The organism is Spongiactinospora sp. 9N601, from assembly GCF_044326295.1.
In the GTDB taxonomy this organism is placed as follows: Bacteria; Actinomycetota; Actinomycetes; order Streptosporangiales; family Streptosporangiaceae; genus Spongiactinospora; species Spongiactinospora gelatinilytica.
Genome location: NZ_JBIRBB010000004.1, coordinates 93,812 through 109,761, shown reverse-complemented (window position 1 = coordinate 109,761; position 15,950 = coordinate 93,812). Strand labels below are relative to the sequence as shown.

13 protein-coding genes are annotated in these 15,950 nt (G+C 69.7%); all 13 read left to right on the top strand.

Translation table 11 applies throughout. The features are described 5' to 3' along the window. Window positions 1–103: 103 nt before the first annotated feature. The 13 genes from ACH34R_RS10405 (at window position 104) to ACH34R_RS10345 (ending at window position 15,948) form a co-directional block, all read left to right on the top strand. Entirely contained in the window at window positions 104–580 is a 477-nt protein-coding gene (locus ACH34R_RS10405; RefSeq protein WP_397561133.1) for a (2Fe-2S)-binding protein, read from the top strand. Then, window positions 577–2,850: a xanthine dehydrogenase family protein molybdopterin-binding subunit gene (locus ACH34R_RS10400; RefSeq protein WP_397561132.1), complete on the top strand. Its 2,274-nt coding sequence runs from the start codon at window positions 577–579 to the stop codon at window positions 2,848–2,850. Before ACH34R_RS10405 ends, ACH34R_RS10400 begins: the two co-directional genes overlap by 4 nt. Further along, a complete protein-coding gene (gene meaB, locus ACH34R_RS10395) occupies window positions 2,847–3,782 on the top strand; it encodes a methylmalonyl Co-A mutase-associated GTPase MeaB (protein ID WP_397561131.1) in 936 nt (311 codons plus the stop codon). Before ACH34R_RS10400 ends, meaB begins: the two co-directional genes overlap by 4 nt. Then, window positions 3,779–5,935, top strand: a complete 2,157-nt coding sequence (locus ACH34R_RS10390; RefSeq protein ID WP_397561130.1) for a hydantoinase/oxoprolinase family protein — start codon at window positions 3,779–3,781, stop codon at window positions 5,933–5,935. The genes meaB and ACH34R_RS10390 overlap by 4 nt, the downstream gene beginning before the upstream one ends. A 1-nt stretch (window position 5,936) precedes the next feature. After that, the gene (locus ACH34R_RS10385; protein ID WP_397561129.1) at window positions 5,937–7,664 is read left to right on the top strand and encodes a hydantoinase B/oxoprolinase family protein; all 1,728 of its coding nucleotides are present in this window, start codon (window positions 5,937–5,939) and stop codon (window positions 7,662–7,664) included. Then, window positions 7,661–9,067, top strand: a complete 1,407-nt coding sequence (locus tag ACH34R_RS10380; protein WP_397561128.1) for a (2Fe-2S)-binding protein — start codon at window positions 7,661–7,663, stop codon at window positions 9,065–9,067. The genes ACH34R_RS10385 and ACH34R_RS10380 overlap by 4 nt, the downstream gene beginning before the upstream one ends. After that, window positions 9,060–9,341: a (2Fe-2S)-binding protein gene (locus ACH34R_RS10375; protein WP_397561127.1), complete on the top strand. Its 282-nt coding sequence runs from the start codon at window positions 9,060–9,062 to the stop codon at window positions 9,339–9,341. Before ACH34R_RS10380 ends, ACH34R_RS10375 begins: the two co-directional genes overlap by 8 nt. Further along, the gene (locus ACH34R_RS10370; RefSeq protein WP_397561126.1) at window positions 9,331–10,530 is read left to right on the top strand and encodes an NAD(P)/FAD-dependent oxidoreductase; all 1,200 of its coding nucleotides are present in this window, start codon (window positions 9,331–9,333) and stop codon (window positions 10,528–10,530) included. The genes ACH34R_RS10375 and ACH34R_RS10370 overlap by 11 nt, the downstream gene beginning before the upstream one ends. A gap of 40 nt (window positions 10,531–10,570) precedes the next feature. After that, window positions 10,571–12,070: an AMP-binding protein gene (locus ACH34R_RS10365; RefSeq protein ID WP_397561125.1), complete on the top strand. Its 1,500-nt coding sequence runs from the start codon at window positions 10,571–10,573 to the stop codon at window positions 12,068–12,070. Continuing rightward, window positions 12,067–13,704 carry a methylmalonyl-CoA mutase family protein gene (locus ACH34R_RS10360; RefSeq protein WP_397561124.1) on the top strand — a complete coding sequence of 546 codons (1,638 nt, stop codon included), beginning with the start codon at window positions 12,067–12,069 and terminating at the stop codon, window positions 13,702–13,704. Before ACH34R_RS10365 ends, ACH34R_RS10360 begins: the two co-directional genes overlap by 4 nt. Next, window positions 13,680–14,135 carry a cobalamin B12-binding domain-containing protein gene (locus ACH34R_RS10355; protein WP_397561123.1) on the top strand — a complete coding sequence of 152 codons (456 nt, stop codon included), beginning with the start codon at window positions 13,680–13,682 and terminating at the stop codon, window positions 14,133–14,135. Before ACH34R_RS10360 ends, ACH34R_RS10355 begins: the two co-directional genes overlap by 25 nt. Window positions 14,136–14,213: 78 nt before the next feature. Beyond that, the gene (locus tag ACH34R_RS10350) at window positions 14,214–15,158 is read left to right on the top strand and encodes an aminotransferase class IV (RefSeq protein WP_397561122.1); all 945 of its coding nucleotides are present in this window, start codon (window positions 14,214–14,216) and stop codon (window positions 15,156–15,158) included. A 7-nt stretch (window positions 15,159–15,165) separates the two neighbouring features. After that, the gene (locus ACH34R_RS10345; RefSeq protein ID WP_397561121.1) at window positions 15,166–15,948 is read left to right on the top strand and encodes an SDR family NAD(P)-dependent oxidoreductase; all 783 of its coding nucleotides are present in this window, start codon (window positions 15,166–15,168) and stop codon (window positions 15,946–15,948) included. The last annotated feature ends 2 nt before the right edge of the window (window positions 15,949–15,950 follow it).

Here is a 15,950-nt window from a genome sequence, read left to right as displayed (position 1 = left end):
TAATGTCCAAGATTATAGTCTATAGACTGTTCGATCTGCTGCTGCGGATGCTGTCACAGAAGGACGGGGGGGCGTGTTGCCTGGCGTCGGAGAGTTCGATGGCATGACCCGGTTCCGCTGCAACGGAGAGGACCGCCAGGTCGGCCGGTTCGACCAGCGTTTGCTGATCGATGTGCTGCGCGAGGACCTCCGGTTGACCGGAACCAAGCTCGGATGCGGCACCGGTGACTGCGGCGCGTGCACCGTGTTGCTGGACGGCCGGCCGGTCAACTCCTGTCTCGTCTACGCGGTCGAGTGCGTCGCGCGCGAAGTCGAGACCGTGGAGCGAGTGTCGCAGGACGACGCTGGGCGGATACTCGCCGAAGAGCTCGTCACGGCGGGCGCGGTACAGTGCGGAATCTGCACGCCGGGTGTGCTCGTCATGGCGACCAGCCTGGTCAGATCGAATCCCACGCCTGACCGCGCCGACATCGAGACCGCGTTGAGCGGCAACCTGTGCCGTTGCACGGGCTACCTGCCGATCGTGAGGGCCGTGGAAGCCGCGGCGCGACGGGTCGCGGACCAGCGGGAGCCGGCATGACACTGCTGGGTTCGGCGCTGCACCGCCCCGATTCGGCCGCCAAAGCCGATGGAAGCGCCCGCTATACCGAGGACTTCCAGCCCGATGGCCTGCTGCACTGCGCAGTGGTGCGATCGCCGCTCGCGTCGGCGCGCATTCTGGGCGTCGATACCGCTCGGGCGGCGGACGTCCCCGGAGTGGTGCGGATCCTGACCGCCGCGGACCTCCCGGACCGGCGGTGGGGAACGGTGATACGTGATCAGCCCGTGCTGGCCCGTGACGTCGTACGGTTCGCGGGCGAGCCGATCGCGCTGATCGCGGCCGAGAGCAAGGCGGCGGCGAACCAGGCGGCGGAGCTGGTCGAGTTGCGCCTCGACCCGCTGCCGGCCTCGGTGACGATGGCCGACGCGCTGCGCGAGGACGCTTGGCCGGTACACGAGGGGCAGCCGAACCGCCGAGAGGCGGCACGGATCCGCCGGGGCGACGTGGACGCGTGCATGCTGGACGCGCCTTTCGTGGTGACCACCCGCATCGAGTCGCATCGCGTGCACCAGGGCTATATCGAGCCGCGGGCCACCCTCGCCGAACCGGACGGCGCGGGCGGGATCGCGGTGACCACCGCCTCGCAGGCGCCCTTCGTGGTCCGTCAGGGACTCGCGGCGCTGCTGGATCTGCCGATGTCGAAGATCTCCGTACGGGTGCCGGCGCTCGGCGGCGGATTCGGCGGAAAACTCCATCTCGGACTCGCCCCCCTGGCGGCGGTGACATGCCTGGCCACGGGCCGGCCGGTGCGGGTGGTCTGCTCCCGCGCGGAGGACATGCGGGCCGGTAATCCGCGAGAGAACTCGATCGTGGAGCTGACCAGCGCCGTCGACCGTTCGGGCCGGATCCTCGCGCGTCGCGCGGTGGCCTATCTCGACTCCGGCGCCTATGCCTTCGACACCCCGATGATCGCCTCGATCGCCGCGCTCATGGGCACCGGGCCCTACCGGGTGGACGCGATCGACCTGGCGGCCGTTCCGGTGGCCACGAACACCTGCCCCACCGGGTCCTTTCGCGGCCCGTCCGGGCCCCAGATGGTATACGCCGTCGAGACGCACATGAACGAGATCGCCGCCGCCACCGGGCTCAGCCCGACGGAGGTCCGACGGCGCAACCTGCTGCGTTCCGGCGATCGCGGACCGTCCGGAGAGCTGCTGCCCGACGTCACCATGGGCGAGTGCCTGGAGCTGGCCGCGCGGCGGCTGGAGGAGTGGCGCCGCGACGAGCCGACCCCCGGGCGCGGACGCCGCCGTGGCTACGGCCTCGCGTGCGCGTGGTGGCTGACCTCGGGCGCCCCCGCCGGCGCGACGGTGACCATGAACGAGGACGGCACCGCGACCGTGACCACCGGAGGAACGGAGATCGGCACCGGTGCCGTCGTCGTCGGAGTCGCCGCCCTCGTCGCGGACACACTCGGCCTGCCCCTCGAACGGGTCACCGTACGCTCGGGCAGCACCGATGTGGGCCCCTACGACTCCGGCTCGAAGGGCAGCCGCACCCTCTTCGGCGTCGGCAACGCGGCGCTCATGGCGGCGGAGGCGGTCGCCGGGCAGTTGCGCGATGAGGCGGCCGAGCAGCTCGAAGCCGCACCAGAGGATCTTGTGCTCGCCGATGGGCGGGTCGGCGTCCGCGGCCTGCCACAGGCGTCGGTGGCACTCGCCGACCTGGTGGTGGGCGCGATCAACCGGACCGGCCCGGTCGTCGGCACCGGGCGGTTCCGCGGTGCGCCCGTCCCGCTGGAGGGCTCGGTCCTCGACGGCATGCGCTTCGACGCGTTCAACGAGGCCACCTTTCACTGCCATGCCGCCGAGATCGAGCTCGATCCGGAGACCGGCCGCATCGAGGTGCTGCGTTACCTGGCAGTACACGAGATCGGGACGGTGCTCAATCCCGACGGTGCCCGTGGGCAGGTGGAGGGAGGGGTCGTGCAGGGTCTGGGTTACGCGCTGAGCGAGGTGCTCGACGTCGGCGCGGACGGTACCGTCCGCAATGCCGACCTCGTCGACTACCGGCTGCCCACCATCGCCGACGTTCCCCGGCAGATCGAAACCGTTTTCGTCGCGGGGCATCCAGGACCAAGCGGTCCGCGCGGCGCGAAGGGCATCGGCGAGGCGCCGGTCATCATTCCGGCCGCCGCGATCGGTGCCGCGCTTCGCGACATCCTCGGGGATCAGCCGCGCGCGTTGCCTTTCGACCCGATCCGGGTCGCCGCGTTCCTCGACGGCGTCGACGAGACGCGGCGGCCATGACGCTGCTGCGCACATTGCTCGCCGGTGAACCCCGCGCGCTGGCGCGCGCGATCTCCCTCGTCGAGCGCGGCGACCCGGCCGGAGAGAGGCTGGTCGTCCAGGCGAGTGCGCACGCCGGTACGGCCGCGATCACCGGCATCACCGGCCCGCCGGGAGTCGGCAAGTCGACGCTGGTCGGCGCGCTCGTGCGTGAACTTCGGACACGGGACGACCGGGTCGCCGTGCTGTCGGTCGATCCCACGTCCCCTTTCACCGGCGGCGCTCTGCTGGGTGACCGGATTCGCCTGGCCGACCACTTCCTCGACGAGGGGGTGTTCATCCGTTCCCTGGCCAGCCGCGGCTCCCTCGGCGGCCTGGCGGCGGCGGTCCGCCCGGCGGCGCTGCTGGCCGATGCCGCCGGCTACTCGCAGGTGCTGATCGAGACCGTCGGGATCGGACAGGCCGAGGTGGATATCGCCGGTCAGGCCGATACCACCGTGGTCGTCCTCATGCCCGGCGCCGGCGACACGCTCCAGGCGATCAAAGCCGGGCTGATGGAGATCCCGGACGTCCTCGTGGTCAACAAGGCCGACCACCCGCGGGCGGACGACCTGGTCAGAGAACTGAGGCGCACGGCGAGGTTCCGCGCGCGGACCGCGCCGATCGTGAAGACCAACGCCCTGACCGGCGATGGGATCGCCGAGCTGGCCGATGTCATCGCCGGGCATCGGAGCCGAGAGCACGGCCGGCGAAGCGCGGGCCGGCAGACCGCGGCCCAACGCGAGATCGTCCGCCTCGCGACGGACGGGCTGCGGTTACGCGTTGAGCGGCTGCTGCACGGCGGCGACGAAGGCCGTGCGGCGCTCGAAGCGGTCGCCGCCGGGCACCGTACGCCCGAGAGCGCCGCACGATGGTTGATCGCGGAATTGACTGGGGAAGGTGGCAATCGTTGACTCCGGAGAGCCATGAGGCATCGGCGGGCGCGCGTAAGCGGTACCGCATCGGCTTCGACATCGGCGGCACGTTCACCGACTTCGCGCTGCACGACAGCCAGACCGGCGAACTGCATGTCTGGAAGCGGCTGTCCACGAACACGGACCCGTCGGTCGGCGCCCTGGCGGGGATCGATGACCTGCTCGGGCTGGTCGGCGGCTCGATGGACGAGGTCGGCCAGGTCGTGCACGGGACGACGATCGGGGCGAACATCGTGATCGAGCGCAAGGGCGCCGTGACGGCGCTGCTGGTCACGGACGGGTTCCGCGATCTGCTGATCATGCAGCGGCCGGCCCGGTACAGCACCTACGACCTGTGGTTCGACAAGCATGAACCGCTCGTTCCACGACATCATGTGGTGCCGGTCCGCGAGCGCATGGCCTATGACGGGACCGTCGTCCGCGAGCTGGACGAGACCGATCTGCGAAGCTCGCTGGAGGAGCTGCGCGCCGCCGGCATCGAAGCGGTCGCGGTTTCCCTGCTGCATTCCTACGCGGCCAACGATCACGAGACGCGGGTCGGCAAGCTCGTCTCCGAACTCCTCCCCGAGGCGTCGACGTCGCTCTCGCACGAGGTGGCGCCGATCACCGGCGAGTACGAGCGCACCAGCACGACAGTGGTCAACGCCTATATCCAGCCCGCGTTCCGGCGCTATCTCGATTCCTTGGAGCGCGCGCTGGCCGAGCGCGGCTTCACCGGCCAGGTCTTCATCAACCAGGGCAACGGCGGCCTGACGACGCCGGCCGAGGTCGTCCACCTGCCGATCCGGGCCCTTGAGTCGGGCCCGGCGGCGGGGGTGTCGATGGCCGCGTGGATCGGGCGGGCGCACGGGCGCGGTGACCTCGTCGCCTTCGACATGGGCGGGACCACCGCCAAGGCATGTCTCATCGAGGATGGCGAGCCGAAGATGGAACGCGTCTTCGACGTGGATCAGACCTTGATGCGCGTGGGCACCGGACTCCCCGTGGTGACCCCGTCGGTCGACCTCATCGAGATCGGCGCCGGCGGCGGCAGCATCGCCCGGGTCGGGCTGGGGATCATCGAGGTAGGGCCGGAGAGCGCGGGGGCCGAGCCCGGCCCGATCTGCTACGGGCGTGGCGGAACACGGCCGACCGTGACCGACGCCAACGTCGTGCTCGGATACCTGAACCCGGACTTCTTTCTCGGCGGCCGGATGAGCCTGGACGTCGATGGTGCTCGCGAGGCGATCGCCGCCCAGGTCGGAGCACCGCTCGGTCTCGACGCGGGGGAAGCCGCGTGGGGCGTTCACGAGGCGGTCACCGCGAACATGGAGCACGCCATCCGCGCCGTGTCGATCGAGCGGGGCCGTGACCCCCGGGATCTGACCCTCGTGGCCTTGGGGGGTGCGGGCCCGACCCACGCCGCGCGGCTGGCTCGCAACCTCGGCATCGGTGAGGTGATCTTCCCCGCGGCGGCCGGCATCGCCTCCGCCGTCGGTCTCCTGCAGGCCGCGCCCCGGGTGGACCTGATCCGCACCTTCGTATCGCCTCTGGACGAGCCGGGGATGGCCCGGCTGGGGTCCGAACTGGCCGAGCTGGACGCCGCTGTGAACCAGCTCCTGGACAACGTGACTCCCGGGGCGGAACGGTCCATCACGTACCGGGCGGACATGCAGTACGCGGGCCAAGGTCACGTCGTCGAGGTCGAGATTCCGCGTTGCCCCGCCGGCGAACTGGCCGGCGCCCTGCGGGAGCGCTTCGACACGGACTACGCCGCGATGTACGGCTATCGCTATCCGGACGCGCAGGCACAGATCACGTCCATCACGGTCGCCGGCAGCGCCGCACCCGCCGCTTTCGAGCTTCCGCCCAACGCCGCGACCGAGACCAGGGGCAGGGACGAGAGCCGCCACGTGTACTTTCCCGAGCTGTCCGGCTATGTGCGGTGCGCGGTGCACCGGCGAGATGAGCTGCCCACCGGCACACAGGTCGAAGGCCCCGCGGTCATCGAGGACGGCCAGTGCGCGATTCTGCTGCTGCCCGGTGACACGGCCACCGTCGACGGCCACCGCAACGTACTCGCCCGCGTCGGTAGAAACTCCGCCCCCGCGGCGGGCGACCCGACCACGGGCACCACGACAGGAAGGGACTGACATGGACCCGCTCACGCTCGGTGTGATGTGGCGCGGCATGGTCGCCCTGACCAATGACGCCGGTACCGTGCTGCGCCGGACAGCGTACTCGGAGGCGGTCCGTGAAGGCCGCGACTTCTCGGTCGGCCTGTTCGACCGGCACGAACGGATGATCGTCCAGGGAGACTTCAGCCCCGGGCACCTCGGGTCGATGCCATCCGCCGTCACGAACTTCCTGCGGTACTACGACGCCGAGGACCTGCGCCCCGGCGACTGTCTCATTCTGAACGATCCCTGGATGGGCTCCGGGCATCTACCCGACTTCTTCATGCTCAGCCCCTGTTTCGTCGACGGCACGATCGTCGGCTACGCCGTCAACTGCACGCACATGATCGACGTCGGCGGCGCCGCGCCCGGATCGCAGCAGGTCGAGGGGATCAACGATCAGTTTCAGGAGGGGTTGCGCCTGTGGCCGACCCGGGTGTGGAGCGAGGGACAGCCGAACAAGGAGATCCTGCGCATCATCGAAGCGAACGTCCGGGTTCCGGACAAACTGCTCGGTGACCTCATGGCGATGCGCAACTGCAACCGGATCGTGGAGCAGCGGCTCGCGCACTTGATCGGCAAGTACGGGATGAATCGCTACGACGAGGCCTGCACGGAGATCCTCGACCGGTCGGAGGCGGCGATGCGGGCCGCGATCAGCGAGATGCCCGACGGCACCTACCACGCGGTCGACTACTTCGACGACTACGGTCCGGGGACCGAGCCGCTGCGGATCGAGGTCACCGTCACCGTGGACGGGAGCTCGGTGACCATCGACTTCACCGGGTCGAGCCCGCAGACCCGGTCAGGGATCAACGCGGTGCTCACCTATGTCCGCGCGTTCTGCTACTACACCGTCAAATGCATCACCAGCGGTGGGACCATACCGCAGAACGGCGGTTGCCTGCGGCCGATCAACTTCGTGGCCGAACCGGGATCGGTGGTGAACGCTCAGCCGCCGGCCGGCTCCGGGGCACGAGCGATCATGCAGCAACGCTTCGTCGACGTACTCATGCAGGCGTTCTCCGAGGTGTTGCCCGACCGGGTCATCGCGCCCAGTTCGCACTGGGCCAACCCCAATCTCGGCGGCTTCGACCCGAGAACCGGGCGCCGCTTCGTGCACTACGACATCATCATCGGCGGTTTCGGCGGCCGGCCGGACTCCGACGGCATGGAGGCCACCCCCAGCGCGTTCAACATCGACGCCATTCCGGTGGAGGTCAACGAGAACTCCTACCCGGTGCGCGTCGAGCGGCTGGAGCTGATCCCCGACTCGGCGGGAGCCGGCCGCAACCGCGGCGGCCACGGCGTTCGCAAGGACGTCACCGTGCTCGGCGAGAGCATGACGTTCTCGAACCTCACCGACCGGCAGCGATTCGCGCCGCCCGGAATCCTGGGCGGCGAGGCCGGCGCCGTCGGCCGGACGGTCCTCAACGCCGGCGGCGCGGATCCCGTGGTGCTGGGTTCGAAGGGCACTTACCAGCTCGACCACGGCGATGTCGTCACCACCTGGCTGTCCGGCGGCGGCGGATACGGTCACCCGTTCGACCGGGAGGTCGAGCGGGTCTCCGCCGATGTGGTCGCCGGTCTGCTGAGCGTGCGGAAGGCGGCGACGTCGTACGGTGTGGTCCTTGACAGCGCCGGTGTCGTCGACCAGGCCGCCACGCGGGATCTGCGCGCCGCGCGGCGGAGGGCGCAGCGATGAGCGGGCGCGATCAGATCGAGTTCTCCTTCAACGGCAAGAAGGTCAAGGCCGCGCCCGGGCAGTCGGTGGCCGCGGCGTTGCTGGCCGGCGGCCAGGCGGAACTGAGCCGCAGCGCCAAGTACCGCCGCGCCCGCGGTGTCTACTGCGCGCACGGTCACTGCCCCAACTGTCTGGTGCGGGTGGACGGTGTGCCGCATGTCCGCTCCTGCCTCGTCCCCGCGCGGCCGGGCATGCTGGTGGCGACGGAGGGGGCCACGGGCAGGCGTTTCGACGTCTATCGCTCGATCGGCGCCTTCGGGCGGTTCTTCCCGGTGGGCTTCCAGTACCGCTGGTTCAAGCGGCAGAACCTGGCCTGGCGGTTGTGGGAGGGCCGGCTGCGCGAGCTGGCCGCCGAGACCGAGATTCCGGCTTCCTTCGAGATCCCCGCGGCTGAGCGTCTTCGCGCCGATCTGCTCGTGGTCGGCGCCGGCCCCGCGGGCCTCGGTGCCGCCGCCACGGCGGCCAAGGCCGGGCTCCACGTGGTGCTGGCCGGACGGCGGGCCCGCCTCGGCGGCTCCGCCGCGCCCGCGGTGTCCGACGGTGCCGCGAGCGCGGAGTTGCGCCAGGCCATCGACCTGGTGCGCACCGCCGCGAACGTGACGGTGATCGCGCCGGCGACGGTGGTCGCCGGGTTCGGTGAACAGTACCTGGTCGACCGGGGCGACCGGGTCGTCGAAGTGACCGCCGCCGCGAGCGTGCTGGCGACCGGCGCGTACGAGCGAGCCGTGGCCTTCGCCGGCAACGATCGGCCGGGCGTCCTGCTGACCAGTGGCCTGCACCGGCTCGTGCTGGAGGATCAGGTGCTCACCGGCGCCCAGGCCGTGCTGGTGACGGAGAACGACACCGCGTACCGCCTGGCCGGCGACCTCCATCGGGCCGGGCTCGGCGTGCGGGCCATCGTGGACAGCCGCCCGGACGGGCCTGGACCGATCGCGGATCCGCCGCCGGACATCGAAGTGCTGACCGGGGCGCGAGTCACCCGCGTGCGCGGCAGGCGCCGGATCACCGGCGTGGTGGTGGAAACCGCCGGTGGCCGGCGAACGATCAGGTGCGACGTGGTCGGGATGAGCGGTGGCTGGCAGCGAGCCGACGAACTGCGTTACAGCGCGACCAGCGGCGGCGACGCGGTGGTGGACGGACAGCGCGCGACCCGTATCGACCCCGCCGGATGGGAGCACGCCCCGCTGCCGGTGTTGCAGGGGGTCGGCGCGGTGACCGGGACGACGGATCCCGGCACGGCCTTCGCCGAGGGCGCGGTGGCGGGAGCGTGGGCCGCGGCGCGCGTCGCGGGAGGAACGGAGCTGATCGCCGGCGCGCTGGCCGCCCTGCGCGGCGGCGACGTCCCGGGAGGAAGTCATGGCTGACAAGATCATCCTCTGCCTGTGCCTGGACATCACCGAGCACGATCTCGACCGCGCGATCGAGGAAGGCTTCACCGACGCCGAGACGCTCAAGCGCTACACGGCCGGCTTCATGGGGCCCTGTCAGGGAAAGTCGTGCATGGACACGATTCTCGAACGGCTTGCCCACAAGACGGGCGTCGATCCGGAGTCGCTGCGTCGCCCGACGCTGCGCCCGCCGGCGCACCCGGTCCGGCTGGGGCTGCTGGCGGGTCTGGGAGGCTCCGATGCCTCGTAGGATCCTCCCGGCCGCGCGACCGCTGCGCGACTGCGAGATCGCGATCGTCGGTGGCGGCGTACACGGGCTCTCGCTCGCCTACAACCTGGCGAAATCCGGGCGGAAGAACATCGCGGTGTTCGAGCGCTCCTATCTCGGCGCGGGCGCGAGCGGGCGCAACCTCGCCCTCATCCGTAGCTCCTGGCAGCAACGGGCGTGGGCGGAGCTGGTCTGGTACTGCCGGCAGATCTGGAGTCAGATCTCGGTGGAGCTGGACTACAACGTCATGCTGACCGAGCGCGGCTCCTACCTGTGCATCCGCGACGAGCGTTCGATCGCCGTCGCCAAGGACGCGGTGACGATGCAGAACTCGCTCGGCATTCCCACCCGGTTCGTCTCGCCCGGGGAACTCGCCGAGGCGGTCCCCCAGCTGAACACCCAGGGGATGCTCGGCGGCATCCATGATCCGACCGCCGGTGTCTCGCGGCACGACGCCCTCGTCTGGGCCTACGCGCACGCGGCCGACCGGCTCGGCGTCGCCGTGCACCTGGAAACGGCGGTGACCGGCATGCAGGTGATCGGGGGGCGGGTGAACCGGATCGTCACCAATCGCGGGACGATCGCCACGGACCTCGTCGTCAACTGCGCGGGTTCGGGCTCGGCCGAGGTGGCCGAGATGGCCGGCGTCGCGCTCCCGACCCGCAAGCTGGCGCTGGAGATGTTCGTCACCGAGCCGTACCGGGCCTTTCTCGACCCGATCGTCTCGGTGATCGAGGATCAGGCGTACATCATGCAGACCTCGCGGGGGGAGTTCGTCGGTGGCGCCGAGCCCACCGGCCATACGGGCACCCCCAGGCTGACCACGAGCTATGCGGCCCTTCGCCAGTCGGCCGCCGTCATCGCCCGGCTGTTTCCCGATCTACGCGGTGTGAACATCCTGCGGACGTGGGCCGGCCTGATCGACATGACCCCCGACGGGGCCGGTCTGGTGGGTGAGGCGGAGGAACGCCCGGGGTTCTTCCTGGACTGCGGGTGGGGCGGGGAGGGCTACATGGTGTCGGTCGGGACCGGGCGGCTGATCGCCGACTACTTGAACACCGGAGTGCTGGACCGGCGCCTCCGGCCCTTCCACTTCAGCCGGTTCGCCACCGGGGACCGGCTGGACGACGGACTACTCGTCGTGGACGCGGCGGGCGAGACCCGGGCTTGATGGGAGCAGGATGTACTACCGTCATCTCATAGAGCGGACCGTGCGCATGCACGGTGACCGGGTGGCCGTGGTGTGCGGCGAGACGGCACGGACCTTCGCGGTCGTGTACGAACGCGCCAAGCGGCTGGCAAACGCGCTCGCCGCGCGAGGGTGCCGGCCCGGTGACCGGGTCGCGGTCCTGCTGCACAACTGCCCCGAATATCTGGAAATCGACATCGGCCTGGCGCTGGCTGGATATGTCCGGGTCTCGCTGAACACCCGTGCCCCGGCGCGTCAGCAGGTGGACGTGGTGACCGACTCCGGCGCGAAGGCGTTGATCTACGCGGAACGGTTCGCAGCGGCGGCCGGGGAGATTCTCCGTACGGCCGACGTACCGGCGGTGCTGCGCCTCGAAGGGGACACGACCGCCACGGAGATCTCCGACTACGACGCCGCGCTGGCCGCCGCCCCGGACACACCGCCTCCCGGCGACGCCGAGCCGGGCACGCCGTACTGCCTCTTCTACACCTCGGGCACGACCGGCCGCCCGAAGGGCGTCATACTCACCCCCTCGGCGTATGTCGCCGTGGCGCACAATCTGCTGCTGGAATTCGGGCCGGTGTGCGCCGGAGACAAGATCGTGCTCACTCAGCCGCTCAGCCACGGTGGCGGGTTCTTCCTGCTGCCGTGGTTCATGAGCGGCGCGACCTGCGTCGTCATGGAGAGGTTCGATCCGGCCGGCTGTATCGAACTCACCGAACGCCATGGCGCGCAGACGCTCAAGGTGGTGCCGACCATGCTGCTGCAGATGCTCTCGGCAGGCGTCACCGCGTCCGACCTGCCGGCGCTACGAAAGATCATCTACGGTGCCTCGCCGATGCCGGCCACGCAGCTTGAGGAGCTGATCGGCACGTTCGGAGCCGTCTTCGCCCAGTTGTACGGGCAGGCCGAAGCTCCGATGTCCATCACTGTGCTCGACGAGCGCGACCACGCCGCCGGTGGCCGGCTGCTGTCGTCCGCCGGACGTCCCTGGCGCGGCGTGGAGGTGCGGGTGGTCGACGCGGACGGCCGGGACGTCGCCCCGGGTGAGCCCGGCGAGGTGATCGTACGCGGCCCGCATCTGATGGCCGGATACTGGAAACAGCCGGAAATGACCACAGAGGTGTTGCGTGATGGCTACGTCCACACGCGTGACATGGCCGAGCTGGATGATCGCGGCTACCTCTACCTGCTCGGCCGCACCGACGAAATGATCATCAGCGGTGGCTTCAACATCGCGCCCCGCGTCGTCGAGGACGTCCTCAACCGGCACCCGGCGATCCTGGAATCCGCCGTCATCGGCCTGCCGCACGACACGCTCGGTCAGCAGGTCACCGCCTTCGTGAGCCCGCGGCCCGGCCGGGACGTGAGCGTCGAGGAGATCATCGCCTACACGAGGGCCGAGCTCGGTTACCAAAGACCGCGCCGGGTCGAGGTCCGGGCGAGCCTGCCGCGCAACGCCTACGGCAAGGTCTCCACACCGGATCTGCTCGCCGGTCTCCGGGAGGTGGACACCCGATGACCGGGACGCGGCGGCGGCCCTGGGGGGTGCCGGCCGATCAGGAGTTCTTCCGGCTCGACGCCGGTCCGGCCGTGCAGGCCGCGTATGACCGGGGCGACCTGTCCCGGCGCGACGTCTACGACGAGCGGATCGGGGCCCCCGGGGCATTCCCGTTCACCCGGGGCATCCATCCCGACGGGCAGCGGACCGCGCCGACCCTGGTGAAGGTGTACACCGGGCTGGGAACCCCCGATGACACCAATCGCCGGGTGCGCAAGCTGGTCGACTGGGGCGCGGAGATCGTCCAGCTCGCTGTCGACCTGCCGGCGCAGATCGGCTATGACCCGGACCACATCATGTCCGCGGGCGAGGTGGGACGCTCGGGGGTGTCGATCGCGTCGCTGCGCGACCTGGAGTGCGTCTTCGACGGCGTGCCGGTGTCACGGCTCCGCCGGGTCGGCATGCTCGGTAACGCGATCGGGCCGATCGCGCTGGCGCTGTTCCTCGCGCTCGCCGAACGCCAGGGGTGCCAGGTCGACGACTTCGTCCTCGACCTGCAGAACGACCCGCTCAAGGAGTACGTCGCCAGGGGGACGCAGTTCCTGCCGGTCGAAGATGCGGTACAGCTGGCCGCCGATGTGGTCGAGTGGTCCGCCCGGCACGCGCCGCACTTCTATCCGCTCGACGTGTGCGTCAACCACCTCAACGCCGCGGGAGCGGGATCGACCTGGGGCACGGCGTTCGCCCTTGGCAACGCGACCCATTACATCCAGACCCTGATCGACCGCGGCCTTCCGATCGACGCGTTCGCCCCGCAGATCCAGTTGTTCCTCGACGAGCGGGAGGACTTCTTCGCCGCGATCGCCAACGTGCGGGCGACCAGGCGGATATGGGCGGAGTTGCTGCGCGACCGTTTCGGCGCGGTCGATCCGAAGTCGATGGCGCTGGAGGTCACCGCGTACGGGCACGGCCGGGAGACTCGCAAGGAACCGTTGAACAACATCGTCCGGATCACGCTCGGGTCGCTTGCCTATTACCTGGCCGGAGTACAGAGCTTGTACACGGCCTCGTACGACGAAGTGATACAGACGCCGTCGGACGAGGCCGTGAAGATCGCGGTGCGGATGCAGCAGATCATGGGCCTTGAGATCGGCCTCGGTCTCACCGCGGATCCGCTCGGGGGGTCGTACTACCTCGAATCGCTCACCAGCGAACTCGAGGCAGGCATCCGCGAGCGATTCGCCGCGGTCGAGGCGGCGGGCGGGGCGCGGGCGTGCATCGACTCGGGCTTCATCCGCGAGATCATCAGCGACGGCGCGGTCCGCCGGCAGGAACGCTACGAGGCGGGAGTCCGGCCGATGGTCGGCGTGGACCGGCTCGCGGTGGCCGACGACGACTCCTGGGCGGTGCGCCCCACCTCGGTGATGTCCGAGGCCGCGGAGGAGCGCCGCCGCACGGACCTGGCCGAATTGCGGCGCGTTCGAGACGGCAGGCGGGTGACCGGCGCGCTGCGTGACGTGGAGGCCGCTGTGCGGCGCGGCGACAACTCCGTCGCGACGGTGCTGGAGGCCGTGCGGGCCTACGCGACGATCGGCGAGATCTCAGATGTGCTCAGGGAGGTGTTCGGCGAATGGGTACCGGACCAGACGTTCTGAGCGGGCGGCAGGCAGTGCGCATCGTGGTGGCCAAGGTCGGCCTCGACGGACATGAGGTGGGCGCGCGGGTGGTGGCCCGTGGGCTGGTGGACGCCGGCATGGAGGTCATCTACACCGGTTTGCGCCGTACGCCCGAACAGGTAGTGGCGACCGCGTTGCAGGAGGATTGCGATGTCATCGGGATAAGCATCCTGTCCGGTGCGCACGTGCCGCTGCTGCGCCGCGTCTGCGCGCTCATGAAGGAGCACGGGCTGGACGACGTCCTGCTGCTCGTCGGCGGGGTCATCCCCGACGTCGATGTCCAGCCGCTACGCGAGTTCGGCGTCGATGAGATCTTCCATCCGGCGACGAAGATCGACGAGATCGTACGGTTCATCACCGCCAATGTGCGGTCCGGTCCCGGCGATCCGGAACAGAACGGAACCTCATGACACAGCAGGTGGCGGCAGCCGGACCGCGCTTCTGGTTCGAATACAAGATCCGCCCAGCCGAAGAAGAAGGACCATCCGATGTCTGAAAACGTTCCCGAAGCAGCGGTAGCGGAGTACAAACGTGGCTTCGCCTGTGTGGACGGTGAATTCGTGCCCGCGGCCACGGCCTCGGTCTCGATCTTCGACCACAGTTTTCTCTACGGCGACGGAGTGTTCGAGACGATCATTTGCCGCGGCGGGCGGCTGTTCGCGTTGCGCCCGCATCTCGATCGGCTGTGGGCGTCCTGCCAGTACCTCCAGATCACGCCCCCGTACGACCAAGAGCAGATAACCGCGTTCATCACCGAACTGGCGAAGCGCAACGAGCTTTCCGACGGTTACGTGCGGGTGGTGATCAGCCGCGGTGAAGGATATCCGGTATCCGATCCCCGCAAGGCTCTCAAGCCCAAGCTGGTCATCTCGATGCAGGGTGCCCCGGCGGTGACCCGTCCCCCCGACGTCGGGGTCAAGCTGGCGATCGCCTCCACACGACGGACCCCGCCGATCTGTCTTGAGCCGCGGGTGAAGTCGAACAATTACCTCAACCACATTGTCGCGAAACTCGAGGCGATCGCGGCGGGAGCCGACGACGCGATCATGCTCGATCTCGAAGGCAACGTCGCGGAGCTTCCGGTGGCGAACATCTTCGCGCGCCACGGCGACACCTTGGCGACGCCCCCGTCCAACGGGATTCTCGCCGGGATCACCCGGGAGACGGTCCTGCGGCTGGTCGCCGAGGGTGCCGCGGGCCCAGGATTGCGGGTCGTCCAGCGTGTGATGACCGCATACGACCTGTTCACCGCGGAGGAGGTGTTCATCGTGGGCACCGGAAGCGGGGTCGCGTTCGTCGAGTCGATCGACGGACGCCGGATCGGAGACGGCACCATGGGGCCGGCCACCAAGCGGCTGATGGACGCCTACACCGAACTGCTCGGCCGGGACGGGGCGGAACCCGACCTGCAACTGACCACCAAGGAGGCGTAGCCGGACCATGTCCAGTGATATGCGGTACCCCGAACTTCGTGGCAAGAACGTGCTGGTGACCGGCGGCTCCCGGGGAATCGGCGAGGCCGCCGTCCGGGACTTCGTGGCGACGGGCGCGAACGTCTTCTTCAACTACCGGGCCAGCTCGCGGCGCTCCGATGAGCTCGTCGCCGAACTGGGCTCGGAGCGGACGGCCGCGACCCGCGCCGACCTCGCCGAGCTCCGGGATGTCGAACGCCTGTGGGAGGAGGCGGTGGCCTGGAAGGGCGGAATCGACGTGGTCGTCAACAACGCGTCGGTACGCGAGCCCATCGCGCTCGACGTGTCGGCCGAGGAGTGGGATCGCCACTGGATGGCCGCACTCCGGGTCAACCTTGTCGCCCCCGCGCACCTGTCGCGGTTCGCGATCCACCACTTCCTCGAACGGGGCCGCCAGGGCGTCATCATCGGCCTGACCGGCCGGATCGCGGTGCGTGGCGACTACCCGGACTATCTACAGGACGGCGCCGCGAAGGGCGGCTTGAACTCGTTGCTGCGCGGAGTCGCCCGCGGTTTCGCGAAGGACGACATCCTCACCTATCTGATCTCGGGCGGGATCATCGATACCGAACAGGCTCGGGCGCAGGTCGACAGCCATGGCGGCCCCGACCGGTACCTGGCGGAGATTCCGATGGGAGAGTTCGGTACGGCCCGCGACATCTCCGAGCTGATCCTCTTCTTGTCGACGGGCCGGGCACGATATTCCACGGGATCGACCATCGACGCCACCGGCGCGTCGTTCCTCCATTAGGA

Coding starts and splice junctions, on each gene's coding strand:
- ACH34R_RS10405 (WP_397561133.1), top strand. CDS start 104: ATGACCCGGTTCCGCTGCAACGGAGAGGACCGCCAGGTCGGCCGGTTC.
- ACH34R_RS10400 (WP_397561132.1), top strand. CDS start 577: ATGACACTGCTGGGTTCGGCGCTGCACCGCCCCGATTCGGCCGCCAAA.
- meaB (WP_397561131.1), top strand. CDS start 2,847: ATGACGCTGCTGCGCACATTGCTCGCCGGTGAACCCCGCGCGCTGGCG.
- ACH34R_RS10385 (WP_397561129.1), top strand. CDS start 5,937: ATGGACCCGCTCACGCTCGGTGTGATGTGGCGCGGCATGGTCGCCCTG.
- ACH34R_RS10380 (WP_397561128.1), top strand. CDS start 7,661: ATGAGCGGGCGCGATCAGATCGAGTTCTCCTTCAACGGCAAGAAGGTC.
- ACH34R_RS10375 (WP_397561127.1), top strand. CDS start 9,060: ATGGCTGACAAGATCATCCTCTGCCTGTGCCTGGACATCACCGAGCAC.
- ACH34R_RS10370 (WP_397561126.1), top strand. CDS start 9,331: ATGCCTCGTAGGATCCTCCCGGCCGCGCGACCGCTGCGCGACTGCGAG.
- ACH34R_RS10360 (WP_397561124.1), top strand. CDS start 12,067: ATGACCGGGACGCGGCGGCGGCCCTGGGGGGTGCCGGCCGATCAGGAG.
- ACH34R_RS10355 (WP_397561123.1), top strand. CDS start 13,680: ATGGGTACCGGACCAGACGTTCTGAGCGGGCGGCAGGCAGTGCGCATC.
- ACH34R_RS10350 (WP_397561122.1), top strand. CDS start 14,214: ATGTCTGAAAACGTTCCCGAAGCAGCGGTAGCGGAGTACAAACGTGGC.
- ACH34R_RS10345 (WP_397561121.1), top strand. CDS start 15,166: ATGTCCAGTGATATGCGGTACCCCGAACTTCGTGGCAAGAACGTGCTG.